The sequence below is a fragment of the Streptomyces sp. NA04227 genome (assembly GCF_013364195.1).
GTDB lineage: Bacteria > Actinomycetota > Actinomycetes > Streptomycetales > Streptomycetaceae > Streptomyces.
This window is the reverse complement of sequence record NZ_CP054918.1, coordinates 3,419,856-3,432,528: the sequence shown is the minus strand read 5'-3', so window position 1 is coordinate 3,432,528 and position 12,673 is coordinate 3,419,856. Positions and strand designations below refer to the sequence as shown.

At 72.7% G+C, this 12,673-nt stretch carries 8 protein-coding genes and 2 pseudogenes; 5 read left to right on the top strand and 5 right to left on the bottom strand.

The window, feature by feature from the left end:
* Positions 1-344: 344 nt before the first annotated feature.
* A complete protein-coding gene (locus tag HUT18_RS14630) occupies positions 345-2,159 on the bottom strand; it encodes a prolyl oligopeptidase family serine peptidase (RefSeq protein ID WP_254879014.1) in 1,815 nt (604 codons plus the stop codon).
* 546 nt (positions 2,160-2,705) lie between these two features.
* Here HUT18_RS14630 and HUT18_RS14625 point away from each other — a divergent pair.
* The 4 genes and pseudogenes from HUT18_RS14625 (at position 2,706) to HUT18_RS14610 (ending at position 4,549) form a co-directional block, all read left to right on the top strand.
* Positions 2,706-2,900, top strand: coding sequence for a hypothetical protein (locus tag HUT18_RS14625; protein ID WP_176101095.1), 195 nt, complete (start codon positions 2,706-2,708; stop codon positions 2,898-2,900).
* A gap of 46 nt (positions 2,901-2,946) precedes the next feature.
* Positions 2,947-3,045, top strand: a pseudogene (locus HUT18_RS34325) (PT domain-containing protein); the annotation flags it as partial.
* A gap of 618 nt (positions 3,046-3,663) precedes the next feature.
* Positions 3,664-3,894: a chaplin gene (locus HUT18_RS14615; protein ID WP_176101094.1), complete on the top strand. Its 231-nt coding sequence runs from the start codon at positions 3,664-3,666 to the stop codon at positions 3,892-3,894.
* Positions 3,895-4,096: 202 nt separating this feature from the next.
* A complete protein-coding gene (locus HUT18_RS14610) occupies positions 4,097-4,549 on the top strand; it encodes a chaplin (protein ID WP_254878604.1) in 453 nt (150 codons plus the stop codon).
* Between the two features lie 255 nt (positions 4,550-4,804).
* Here the strand turns inward: HUT18_RS14610 and HUT18_RS14605 are convergent, their stop codons facing one another.
* Both HUT18_RS14605 and HUT18_RS14600 read right to left on the bottom strand, forming a co-directional pair.
* Positions 4,805-6,169 (bottom strand): NAD(P)-binding domain-containing protein, encoded by a 1,365-nt coding sequence (locus HUT18_RS14605; RefSeq protein WP_176104536.1) that lies wholly within the window; start codon positions 6,167-6,169, stop codon positions 4,805-4,807.
* Positions 6,169-7,656, bottom strand: coding sequence for an ATP-grasp domain-containing protein (locus tag HUT18_RS14600; protein ID WP_176101092.1), 1,488 nt, complete (start codon positions 7,654-7,656; stop codon positions 6,169-6,171). Before HUT18_RS14600 ends, HUT18_RS14605 begins: the two co-directional genes overlap by 1 nt.
* 651 nt (positions 7,657-8,307) lie before the next feature.
* Here HUT18_RS14600 and HUT18_RS14595 point away from each other — a divergent pair.
* Positions 8,308-9,420 (top strand): glycoside hydrolase family 26 protein, encoded by a 1,113-nt coding sequence (locus HUT18_RS14595; RefSeq protein WP_254879013.1) that lies wholly within the window; start codon positions 8,308-8,310, stop codon positions 9,418-9,420.
* Positions 9,421-9,500: 80 nt separating this feature from the next.
* Here the strand turns inward: HUT18_RS14595 and HUT18_RS33770 are convergent, their stop codons facing one another.
* Positions 9,501-11,036: a GNAT family N-acetyltransferase gene (locus HUT18_RS33770; protein WP_254878603.1), complete on the bottom strand. Its 1,536-nt coding sequence runs from the start codon at positions 11,034-11,036 to the stop codon at positions 9,501-9,503.
* A 539-nt stretch (positions 11,037-11,575) separates the two neighbouring features.
* Positions 11,576-12,100, bottom strand: a pseudogene (locus HUT18_RS33765) (lipopolysaccharide biosynthesis protein); the annotation flags it as partial.
* Positions 12,101-12,673: the final 573 nt, after the last annotated feature.

Genomic DNA, 12,673 nt, shown 5'->3' with positions numbered 1-12,673 from the left:
ACCCCTCCCACCCCCACCCCGCCCCACGGCACAACACAGCCACCCCGGTGCGCCCCACCACACGACGCGCCCGCCCCCGGCATGCTTGGCCGCCTGCCGCCTGCCGCCTGCCGCCTGCCGCCTGCCGCCTGCCGCCTGCCGCCTGCCGCCTGCCGCCTGCCGCCTGCCGCCTGCCGCCTGCCGCCTGCCGCCTGCCGCCTGCCGCCTGCCGCCGCGCTGAACCCGGACTACCGCTCATCCCGCGCGACGCCTGACCAGCCTCGGCCCGAATCTCTCACCCGCTGGGGGAGCGTCCGCTGGCCCCTCCCCGCACTCCCCCCGTCAGCTCACCCTCACCCTCTCCCTCACCTCCCCAAGTGCCGCTCAGCAAAGTCCAGCTCGAGGCGGACCTGCTTGATGCGTTCGTCCACGACCAGGGAGCCGTGGCCCGCGTCGTACCGGTAGACCTCGTGGACGGCGCTGCGGGCGGCGAGACGGTCGACGTAGTTGTCGATCTGGCGGATCGGGCAGCGTGGGTCGTTGACGCCCGCCGAGATGTACACCGGGGCCTTGACGGCGTCCACGTAGGTCAGCGGGGACGAGGCGTGGAACCGGTCCGGGACTTCCTCCGGGGTGCCGCCGAGCAGCGTCCGGTCCATGGCCTTCAGCGCCTCCATCTCGTCGTGGTACGCGGTCACGTAGTCGGCGACCGGAACCGCGGCGATACCGAGCGTCCAAGCGTCGGGCTGGGTGCCGAGGCCGAGCAGGGTGAGGTAGCCGCCCCAGGAACCACCGGTGAGGATCAGGCGCTCGGGGTCCGCCAGGCCGGAGGTGACCGCCCACTCCCGTACCGCCGCGATGTCCTCCAGCTCGATCAGGCCGACCCGGTGCTTGAGCGCGTCCGTCCACTCGCGGCCGTAGCCGGTGGAGCCGCGGTAGTTGACGCGTACGACGGCGTAGCCGTGGTCGATCCAGGCGGCGGGACCTGCGGTGAAGGCGTCGCTGTCGTGCCAGGTCGGGCCGCCGTGGATGTCGAAGACGGTGGGTAGCGGGCCGTCGGCCCCGGCGGGCTTCTGCACCAGCGCGTGGATACGGCCGCCCGGGCCCTCCACCCACACGTCCTCGACGGGAACGGAGGCCGGGGGCTTCATGCCGGGCGGGTCGAGCACGACACCGCCGTCGGTCGACCGCACCACGGGCGGCTCGGCCGCCGAGGACCACAGGTACTCGATGCTGTGATCGGGACGGGCCGTGGCCCCGGAAACCGAGCCCGCCGGGGTCTCGACCCGGGTCAGGGAACCCGCCGCGATGTCGTACCGCCACAGTTCGCTGCGCGCCTCGAAGCTGTGCGCGACCAGGAGCGCGGAACCGTCCGGGTACCACTCCGCCGAGACGTCGCCCGGCAGGTCGAGCAGCAACTCCGTCTGCGAGCCCGTCGCCACGTCCCAGATCAGGGGTTCCCAGCGGCCTCGTCGCTGGTGACCGATGAGCAGCCGAGTGTCTCCGGCGACCGGCGCGAAGCCGAGAACCGTGAGGCCGAGTTCCTCGGTGCCGCCCCGGGTGTCGTCGAGTTCCGCCACCGGGGAACCGTCGAGCCGTATGACCCGCAGTGCGGAGTGCATGGCATCGCCGTGCTCGGTGTGCTCGACGGCGATCAGCGAGCAGTCGTACGACAGGTCGCCCACACCGGCGGACTCACGGTGCCGGTAGACCTCTTCCGGTGCCCCACCGGCACGCACCACATGGATGGTGGAGCCGTCCTCGTCGGTGGACCGGCCCACCACCGCCGTCCGCCCGTCCCGCCCGAGTGCGAGCCCCGCCGGATAGGAGGGGGCGAGGCCAGGCACCGCCTCCTCGTCCGTGTGCTTCGCCGCGCCGGCCGTCGGGTCCTGCCGCTCCGGGGCGGGGCCGTTGAAGGGCTGGCGGCGCCAGATGCCGAACTCGTCGCCGTCGGTGTCGTCGAACCACCAGACGTACTCGCCGTCGGGTGTGAGCACGCCGTCACCGGTGCCGTTGGGCCGGTCGGTGACCTGGCGCTGGCTGCCGGTGACACGGTCCCAGGCGTAGAGCTCGTAGGTGCCGGTGGCGTTGGAGACGAAGAGGGCACGCTGGGGTGCGTCCTCGGCCCATTCGGGCAGTGAGACGCGGGGCGCGCGGAAGCGCTTCTCCCAGTCGGGCATGGTCTCCGCTTCCGCCGGGTCGGCGGCCGTGGGGCCGGGGTGCCTGGATCCGTTGCTCTGAGTCATGGCCCCATAGTGCATGGGGAGCGGGGGATCGTGCCGAGAGGGTCCCCAGCCTGTGGATAACTTTCTTCGTTGCCTGGTCGCAGGCTCCCTCGGCCTCGCGGGCCGGGCTTCACCACCTGGCGCCCGACCTCTGCCCGCCCCGCCGGCCGCCCGCACCCTTGCCCCTCACCCCGGGCCCCGTCCGTCGGCTTGACCGCGTCCGTCGGCTTGACCACGTCCGGCCCGGGCTTGAGACGGCTCGGGCCCATATCGGCCCCGGCCGAAGTCGGCTTGGGCTGAATGCGGTCGGGCGGGGCGCGCCAGCAGGGCGTCAGCCGGGGCCGGTAGCTCGTTCGAACGGTTTCGCATGTCCAGCGGCGGAACGAACCGTTGGACCTGTTGCGGCTGGGCGCGCGTCGGCTGCGGTCCGCCGGGAACCGGGCGGCCGTCGGCGGCGCGGTGTCACGGCCGTAAGTCGTCGGCCCCACCTGACGAGGACGTATGACCGAATACACGGGCGGCTGGAAACAGCAGCGCTACATCCCGGAGAGCCGAAGACCCCCCGAGCGACAGGCTCCCGAGCCGATCTACTCCTCCTTGCTGGAGTCCTGGTACCGGCAGGGGAGAACCGTGCCGGGCAGGCCGGACCCCGAATGGAACGCGATCGCCTCCCGCGACTTCTGGCCGAAGGGCTGACAGGCGGCGAACCGGCCAGTCGACCAACCAGTAGCCGACCAGCCGGTCAACCAGCCAGCCGACCAACGGGTCAACCGGACAGCCGACCAACCGGCCCACCGGCCAGCCGACCAACCAACCGATGGTGGGCGAGCCGACAAGGTGACGATCCGACAGCCGCAGCGTCACCAGTGCCCGCGCCACCGCGCGTGCCCGATCGGTGCGCCACCCCGCCCGCCCGGTCGCCCAGTCGGTCACGGTTGGCTGACCAGCCCTCAACTCCCCTAAAAATAAGGACAGTTAGCAATTCAAGCGAAGTCCCGAATCCGCCGTACCGCACACCGCCGCCCCCACCCCGAAACTCCGGTCGATCAATAGTCCCGTAGCTAAATAGTTCGGTAGGCCCGGGAGTTCGACGGGTCGGTGGATCGGGTGGTTCGGCGGTCAGGAAAGTTCAACGGGTGGGGAGTTGGGTAGGTCGGCGGTAAGACGGCCCAAGGTTGCGGGAGTTCGGGGCCGGTTGAAGGAGTGGTTCGGAAGTGGTCGCTCCCGCCTCGCACTTGAGCACGCGTTCCGTGTCCGTTTCGTAATCCGGCGTCGACCTGAGTCCTCGGTTCGACGGCAAACGAGTGAATGCGGGAATGGAAAAACATCTCCACGGTTTCCTCTCATCCTGACTGTCGTTTCCCAGATACGCGGGTCATGGTGCGAGCCGTTCATGCTGCGCTCGCCCGGTAACGCCGTCACCAGACATGCCCGTGAGAGGAAGAAGGGAAATACCGTGATGCTCAAGAAGAGCTCGACGATCGTCGCCGGTGTGGTCGTGGCGCTGGGCGTTGCCGCTCCCGCGATGGCCAGCTCCGGTGCCAGCGGCGAGGCCAAGAACTCCCCGGGCGTGGTCTCGGGCAACGTCGTCCAGGTTCCCGTGCACGTGCCGGTGAACGTCTGCGGCAACACGATCAACATCGTGGGCCTGCTCAACCCCGCTGTCGGCAACACGTGCCTGAACAAGTGAATCGCTGATTCACGGTCGGCCGTTGGGCCGAGTCACCCTCGGCCTGGGATTCATGATCAAGGCCGGATGCGGACCCTCCCATGAACGAGCTCGCGTCGGCTCCCGTCGATCGGGCTCCGTGTCGGCACCGGTCACTGTGCAGGTCCCCCCACTTGTGGTTCCAGGCCGGCTTCTCCATCTTTCAAGCAGGAAGACAACCAGAGTGCGACAGGCTTTCCGTGTAGGACTTCTCGCGGCCGCGACGGGTGTGCTGTCTCTGCCCGCCGCCGCTGCGTTCGCAGATTCGGGCGCGGACGGTGTGGCCAAGGACTCCCCCGGGGTTCTTTCGGGCAACACCATCCAGGTTCCGGTCGAGGTGCCGGTGAACGTCTGCGGCAACACCGTTGACGTCGTCGGCATCGCCAACCCGGCAGTCGGCAACACTTGCGTGAACGACTCGAAGCCGGCTCCCGAGAAGCCGAAGCCCAAGCCGGCTCCTCCCGTTCACCACGAGGCGCCGCCGCCGGCTCCCGAGCCCAAGGCCCCTCCGGTCCTTGCCCAGACGGGTGGTGACAGCGCGCTCACCACCACCGCGGCAGCGGCGGGTGCCGCGCTGCTCATCGGCGGCGGGATCCTCTACCGCCGCGGTTCGGCCGCCTCCCGGCCCGCCGCGTAGGTACGAGGACCACCACGCAGGATCAAGGATCCAGGCACAGCCAACAGAGAACCAAGAGAACCAAGAGAACCAAGAGAACCAAAGCGAACCACCGAGAACCAAGATTCCGGAACGCAGAGCGGGACGAGAACAAAGGTTCCGGCACATGGGCCGGGGGACGCCATCACGGCGTCCCCCGGCTTTGTCGTGCGTGGCTTCAACTCCCTTGTAGGGCGGGGGACATGGCCACGCTCCGATGCACCCTCACCTTCACCCTCACCCACTCGCCTCCCGTACGTGAACGGGCCCTCCCGAAGCGGACCTCCGTACGACCGCTGTGGACGTGGACGTGGACGTGGACGTGGCCGTGGGCGCAGCCGTAGTCATCGGACCCGGCGCGAACTCCGGGGCCGCGTCCTGGTGGTGGAGTCTGCGCTGTACGCCCTGGAGCAGGCGGCGGGCCGTGTACGAGGTGCCGTGGACGAAGCGCATCGCCGGGCCGAAGGCCGAGGTGGTGACGAGGCCCGCGAGGAAGAGGCCGGGCAGCGAGGACTCGAAGTCGGGGCCGACGGCGGGGGAGCCGTCGCAGAAGCAGGTCAGGGACGAGCGGGCGGCTGGGTCCAGCGGGGACAGGCGGGACGCGGTGACCTCGTAGCCGGTGGCGGCGATGACGTGGTCGGTGCGCAGGGCGGTGAGCCTGCCCGCCGGTCCGCAGATGTCCAGACCCACCGCGCCGCCCGGCTCGTGGCGGACACGTACGATCTCCTGCCCCGGCCGGACCTCGACCGCTGTCTCCACCCGCTCGCGCAGCCACCACGCGCCCGCGGGACCCAGTGCCTCCCTGCCGATCCGGATACGGCTGTCCTCGGGCAACCGCCGGAAGAGGGCCGGGAGTTCGGCGTACGCCCAAGTCCGCCAGCCGGTGCCGAGACCGCTGAGCGGGGCGCGGGCCCGGCGCCACCAGGGGCGGTCGGGCGCGGGCGGCAGCGCGTTCCAGTCGAGGTGCGCGGTGCGTGCGAGCAGGCGTACGCGGGTGCCCTGTTCGGCCAGCAGCGCCGCCGTTTCCAGGGCGGACTGGCCCGCGCCGACGACCGTCACGTCCTGGTGCCGGAAGCGGCCGAGATCGCTGTGGTGGCTGCTGTGCGAGACCCGGCTGCCGTCGTCGCCGAGCAGCCGCAGCGCGGGCGGGATCTCGACGAACGGGGCGGTGCCGACAGCGAGGACGACCGTACGCGCGTGCACCCGCTCGCCGCCCCTGATCACCGCCTCGAACCCGCCGTCGGGACACGGTGCGACGGACTCGACACGGCGCTCGTCCACAGGGGGCACCGCCCGTTCCGCGAACCAGATGCCGTACGAGGCGAAGTCCCGTACCGGCAGCGGCTGTTGGGCGTCGACGGTGCCCTGCTGCCCCGGACCCGTGCCGCGTTCGGCGAGGAAGGCGTCCAGGCCGTAACGGCCGACCGGGTCGGAGAGGTGGGAGGCCCACGGCTCCGACTTGAGGAACATTCCGGCGGGCATGTGATCCCGCCACGAGGCCATCGGACGGCCGAAGACCCGCAGGTCCAGGCCCGCCGCGGCGGCATGGGCGGCCACGGAGAGCCCGTACGGGCCCGCGCCCACCACCAACAGGTCGTGCATCAGCAACTGCTCGCCTTCTTCTCGTACTTCACTTCGTACTTCACTGCCGGGACGGTGGGGTTCGACGTCGTGCCGTCGGACGTCGCCTGGTCCGGCCTCGTGCGGTCCGGCGTCGAACCGCACGCCGTCGAACCGTCCGGCGTCGAACCGCACGAGGCCGAACCGTCCGACGCCGAACCGTGCGACGTCGCGTGGTCCTGTGCGCTGTCGCGCGTGCCGCGGCTCTGGGCCGGGAGCAGGGCCTTGCCGGTGCCGTCGAGGGCGGTGGTGCCGCCGGTGCGTAGGGGCAGGAGGGTCCGGCGGGCCTGGGTGGCCAGGTGGCGTAGGGCGTGACGGCCGAAGAGGAGGGCCGTGGCGAGGGCCGGTGCCGGGTCGTCGGCCGCCAGCCAGGCGCGCTCGCGGCGGCGGGCGGGGGCCGGGAGCAGGGCGTGCAGCGGGGCGTACTGCTCGGCGACGAAGACCCGGCCGGGCCGGGGCCGGGGCACGGGCAGCGGGCGGTGCGTGAGGTCGAGGTGCTGGGCGCGGACCACGTCCATGTCGTTTCCGTCCGCGAACAATCGGAACTGCGCGCCCGGGCGCGGGTTGAAGTCGAGCAGGTGGTAGCGCCCGGAGGCCGGGTCCAGGCGGAAGTCGAGATCGAGGATGCCGCGGTAGCCGAGCGCCTCCACCAGTGCCGCGGCGGTCTCCTCCACGGCGGGCTGCGGGATCCAGCGGCCGAGGGCGGTGAGCCCGGCGGCGCGTGGCCAGGACTGTTCCTTGCGGCCGGTGCCGCCGCCGTGCAGGGTGCCGCGGCGGGACGCGTAGCCGTGGAAGAACCAGTCGAGGCCGTGCCCGCCGGGCAGGAACTCTTGCAGAAGCAATTCGCTCCCTGCCTGGCCCGAGCGTCGGAACAGTGCCGCCGCCTCGGCGGACGTACGCAGCAGGCACGTACTGCGCAGTCCCGTGCCGGGCGGCAGCAGCCAGGGGCGGCTCCACTTCGCCACCACCGGAAGTCCCAGGCGGCGGGCGGCGGTTGCGGCCTCCCGCTCGTCGCCGGGGGCGACGGTCTCGGGGTGGGCGACCCCGAGCCGGACGCACAGCGCGGCCAGGCGCTGCTTGTCGGCGACCTGCTCCGGCAGTGCCGTGGGCTGGGCGGGCAGCAGGAACCGGTCCGCGAGCCGGTCGTACGCGCGGGCGACGGCGATCGCCGAGGCGTCGTCCAGCGCTACGAGCACCGCCGGATGCGCGAGCCCGGCCGCCACCCGGCCGAGCGCCGCGAAGATCGCCTCGTCCCTGTCCCCGTCCCCGCCGTCCGGCGACGGCACCGGCGTCCGCGCGCCGCGCACATACCGCGAATGCCGCACCGGACTTCCCTCGGTCCGCGCCACCACACGCACGTCGATTCCGGCCCGGCCCAGTGAGCGCACCGCCCCCAGCGTCCCGTGGTGAAAGGGATTGGGGTCGGTCCGGACGAGGACCACGGGTACGCGGGTGTCGAACTGCGACACGTCGGAGTTCCTCCAAATCGCCATCGGCTCGTGTGCCCGGCTGTCCTCGGCCCGGAAGTTTCTCCGGCGGCATTTGCTCACTCGGGAGAGGGAAAGCGCGGGCAGTGGGAGTGCCGGTTACTCAATCGGCGTATTAGAAATATTTATGACTGGTTGTCGGTAGGGCGGGGTGAAGGAGCAGCCACCGGAGGAGCCGGTCGCGGGGGCACGGAAAGAACATCGCGAGGAGCCGCCATGAGAATGCGTCACCGCCGCCGCAGCCGACTCAGAACAAGCGCGGAGTCCGAGACCGGGACCAGTACGGGGATGGCGACCGGAGCCGGAACCGGAGCCGGAACCGGGGCCGGAGCCGGGGCTGGAACCGGGACCGGGACTGCGGACCACGGCACGGATATCGCCGAGCCCGAAACGAAGTCCGAAGCGAAGCCCGAAGGGAAGCCCGGAACGCCGTCCCGGGCGAACGCCGGGAAGCGCGTAGGGCCGGTCCCCGCGACGGCCGCCGTCGCCGGGCTGGCGTTGGCGGCAGCGGCCGCCGCCGTGGCCGCGCTGCTCACACCGGTCGGCGAGTTCGTGCGGGGAGGCGGTGAGAAGCAACTGGGAGCGGGGGCCGAGGCCACGCGCTCCCGTGCCGTGGCCGGGCCCGAGGCGGCCCTGCCCGGCGTCGCCACCCCGCCGCCCGGTTCCCCTGCGCCGGATGCGTCGGGTGTGCCGAACGTGCCGCCGGGCAGTGGCAGGCAGCCCGCGTTCGGCGCGTATCTCGACTACGGCGAGGACGGCGTACGGAGCATCGCCGCGTACAGCCGCTGGCTCGGCGGCGCCGAGGTGCGGGTGGGCCACACCTACCTGCCGGGGGACCGCTGGGAGAACATCGAGGGCGGCCACGGGTTCCTCGACCCGTGGGCCGAGTGGCGCCGCGCGAAGGCCGACCGGATGTTCGTCCTCAACGTGCCCATGCTGGAGCGCAACGAGGAGGGCCTTGGCGACGCGGAGGTCCGCGGGCTGCTGCGCCGCGGCGCCGCGGGCGAGTTCGACCAGCACTTCTACCGGCTCGCCGAACGGCTGGTACGGCTCGGCGTCCCCGACACCGTGCTCGTGCCCGGCTGGGAGATGAACGGCACCACGTACACGCACCGCTGCGGCCCCGACCCCACCGCTTGGAAGCAGTACTGGACCCGCCTCGTCACCGTCATGCGGCTGGTCCCCGGACAGAAGTTCCGCTTCGACTTCGCACCGAGCCGCGGCCGCGACGCGATCCCGTGGACCGAGTGCTACCCCGGTGACGACGTCGTCGACATCATCGGCATGGACGCCTACGACCAGCCCTCCGGCCTGTCCTTCGAGGAGCAGGTCGCCGAACCCTACGGACTGCGCGACCACGTCGCTTTCGCCGCCGCGCACCGCAAGCCGATCTCGTTCCCCGAGTGGGGTCTGTTCCGCGGCGGCGGCAACCGCGGCGACACCGACAACGTCACCTACATGCAGGGCATGCTCGACTGGATCGACACCCACAAGCCGCTCTACCAGACGATCACCGACTACTGCCCGCACGGCGTCTGGCAGTGCCACCAGAACCCGCGCTCGGCCGCCCTCTACCGCGCCTACCTCTCCGGCGGCAGCGCCCCCGCCGAACCCGGCTGGCCCGAGGAACCCGGCATCCCGGACCCCGAGATCCCGGACCCCGAACTCCCCGAGGAACCACGGGAACCGGACGACGAGTGCGGCCCCGGATGGCTTCCGGACTGGGTCGGAGACGCCGTCTGTTAGCGCGGGACGGGTCCCCGCTGCCGGTGCGGGGCGGGCCCCGGGCACGCGAACACCGGTGCTCGGCGGCGCCGCCGACCGGCTCATGCGGGGCCCTGCCGCTGGTCGCCGGAGGCGGGGGCGGGCGCGGGGGTGGAAGCGGGGGCGGAGGCGTCCGTGGTGGCGGGCTTGGCGACCGCCGTGGGATCGGCCCCCGCCCGCTGCCGCCACCACTTACGGACCGCCTTCGCCCGCTGCCGTGCCGCGAGGTCGAGGACCACGGCGCCCAGCAGGGGAGCGGTGGTCCGGGAGGCAAGCAGCAGACGGCGGTTGGTGGTGGCCTCGGGACGCCAGTGATGCTTGTACGGCTCGTTGCCGCGCAGCAGACTCAGGATGCCCGGCTCGTTCGGGAGCGTGGAGCCCTTCGTACCGTCCGCGCCGCGGTCGTCGGCGTGGGAGGTCCGGTCGCCGGCGCGCGTGGTCCGGTCGTCGGAAGCCGCGGCGCGGTCGGTGGAGTCCGGGCCCGGGGCGCCCGCCGCCCCGGTGCGCTCAGCGGCGTTCGGCGTACGGTCATCGGCTTCCGCGCCGCCGGAGCCACGACGGCCCGCCCCCGACCCGCCACGCTTCCCGGCCCCGGCCCCGCGCTCGCCGCCGCCCGCCACCTCCTCCAGGTCCGAGACGGCCGCGCTCAGCAGCATCGCCGCCACGTCCACCTTCTGGTCGCGCAGGCGCGGATGGGCGCCGTACAGATAACCGCCCCTCAGCCGCGGGGCCAGCAGGGTCAGGTCGACGGCCAGGACCTCCTCGCCCAGCCGGAACTCGGTCAGCCGCGCCTGCCCGGTACGGACCATCGCCTCGGCCGCGCGTTCCAGGTGCGCGGCGAACCGTGGCTCCAGATGCTCCGGTGTCACCCCGCGCCCCTGCCACTGCAGCCGGTGCAGCCGCAGCAAGGTACGTACCGCCTCACCCGCCCGCGCCGGTGAAACCGTCCGCCGCCGCACCCCGAGCGTCTCGATCCGGCGCAGCTTGGCGCGGAAGCGCTGGGCGCGCGGGCGTGCGAGACGTGCGAGCAGGGCGTCCATGGGGAGCGCCGGGAGATGCAGGCACCGGGAGTCCTCAAGTGCGCGGTGCGGGCCGCGCCATACGGCGTGCAGGAGTTCGGCCGCCGCGCCGGGGCGTACCTCGCCCAGGTCCACCAGGCGGGTACGGGCCGCCTTCGCGAGGCCGTCCGCGAGCAGCCGGGCCGCGGGCTCCCGGCACACGTCATCGACCAGGACGTCCTTGAAATCGCTCACCCCGCCGCCCAGGAGCACCAGCGAGGGCACCGGGAACGGCACCGCCATCAGTGCCGCCGCCGCCCGCAGCCGCGTGCCCTCCCACACCAGGGCGACCCGCAGCCGACCGGTCCGGCCGTACGAGAGCCACCAGGAGTGCAGCCAGGCGTGGCTCTGGAACGGTGTCGCCGTCGCACACCGCGCGTACAGCCGCTCCCACTCCTCGGCGAGCGCCGCGAACTCCCTCTCCCCGCAACACCAAGTGAGCCGTAGCCCGCCCTTGTCCCCACCGCGCGCACCACCTGCCCAGGCGCTTCCTCGCGCCCGCGCACGCCCCGGCGCCCACGCCCGCCCGGGACCCGGCACCCGAGCCCCGTCCGGCCGCGCACTGCCGGGCCGGGCGCCGCCCACACGCAGTCCACCGCCCGCGCGGGGCCGGTCCGCCCGGACGGCCGGAACGTGCCCGGCCCGCTCTCCGGTTGCCCGGCCGCCCGGTGCTCCTCCGGCCCCGGGAAGACCGGGACCACCGGCGACGGGGGCACCGGAACCCGCCGCGGGGGCAGCGCTTTCGCCGGTCACGTACCGGCCCTGCCCGCCGCTCACGCCCCCGCCCGTACGTCGCCGCCGGACACCGGCTCGTCCGCCGCCCGGGCCTCGCCCCGGTTCCCGTAACGGTTCGAATCCCCGTGCTCCCGGCCGGAGCTCGTACCGGAATCCGACTCCCCGGCGGGGGCGCTGGGGGAGGGCACGGAAGCGGTCCTCGGCCCGGTCCCGGTCCCGGTCCCGGCCCCGGCGTCCGAGTTCGGTCCCGCACCCGCATCCGCACCCGTGCCCGTACGCATGTCCGCGTCCGGACCCGTACCGGCACCGGCGTAGGACCCCGACCCGGGTCCCGCGTGCCGCGGCCTGGGCCTGGCCAGCAGGCCGAGGCCCGCGAGCAGGCCGCCCGCGCAGGTGCCGACGAGGGCCGTGACCACGGGGGAGGAGGTGGCGGGCGAAGTGGGTACGGCGGCGCGGGAGAAGAGCATGAGCTGGACGCCGGTCTTGGTGCGCGTCCGGTTGGCGTTCTTGGTCAGGGCCTGCGAGACCGCGTTCGCCATGTCGGCGGCCTGCGCAGGGTTCGCCGCGGATGCCGAGACCGCCACCATCGGCGCGTCCGGCGAGGTCGCGGTACGCACGCTCGCGCGCAGCGTGTCGACCGGTACGCCCGCCCTGACCTGGGCGTCGCCCAGCACGGCGAGCTGGGTGGCGACCCGGCCGTACGCCTGCGCGAAGCCGAGCGCGGTCGTTGGATCGGCCTTGTCCTCCGCGACCGCGATGACGTAACTCGTCGCCGTGTACTGGGTGGTGCGCAGCACCCCGTACGCGCCCCCGAGCACCGCCCCGAGCAGCGCGCACGCCAGCAGCAGCCACCCTGCCGACAGGCGCATCAGCCCGGCGCAGGAGGCGCGAACCCGAGCGCGTACCGAAGGGGTACGCGCCGGAGATTGCGAAGCTTCCCCGCTCGCGCTCGCGCCCGGGCCCGCAGGGCCACTGGCTACGGCTGCGGCGGGGGCGGGGGCGTTGGCCGGTACGGGACCGTCGACAGAGGCAGGTCCGTCGGCTGCGTGGGAGACACCCGCCGAGTCACAGCAACTCTCCACATCAGCAGCACAGTTCGAGTCGCTGTGGCTGTGGCTGTCGCGGTCGCTGCCCATGTCCGAAGCGGCGTCACTGCGCGGATCGGCATCATGATCCGCAACACGACCGCCTGCACCACCTGTGCCGCCTGTGTCACCTGTACTGCCTGACACAGCACCACCGTCCGAGGAGCGGCCCCTCCTTTTGCCGGACCCCCCTCTCTTGCCAGGCCCGCCATTGCGTACGGACCGCTTGGACGTAGCCGCACCCTTGTGAGCACCGGACGAACAAGTCCCGGCAAGAGCAGCGGAGTTGGCGCCGGAGGCGGCACCGGCGGACGGAACACCGGTACCGGTCCCATCGGCTGTATCGGTGCCGGTGGA

What these genes read in the sequence shown, in the direction of transcription:
- HUT18_RS14630 (WP_254879014.1), bottom strand. Translation starts at nt 2,159, where the DNA reads ATGCCCGACTGGGAGAAGCGCTTCCGCGCGCCCCGCGTCTCACTGCCC.
- HUT18_RS14625 (WP_176101095.1), top strand. Translation starts at nt 2,706, where the DNA reads ATGACCGAATACACGGGCGGCTGGAAACAGCAGCGCTACATCCCGGAG.
- HUT18_RS14615 (WP_176101094.1), top strand. Translation starts at nt 3,664, where the DNA reads ATGCTCAAGAAGAGCTCGACGATCGTCGCCGGTGTGGTCGTGGCGCTG.
- HUT18_RS14605 (WP_176104536.1), bottom strand. Translation starts at nt 6,169, where the DNA reads ATGCACGACCTGTTGGTGGTGGGCGCGGGCCCGTACGGGCTCTCCGTG.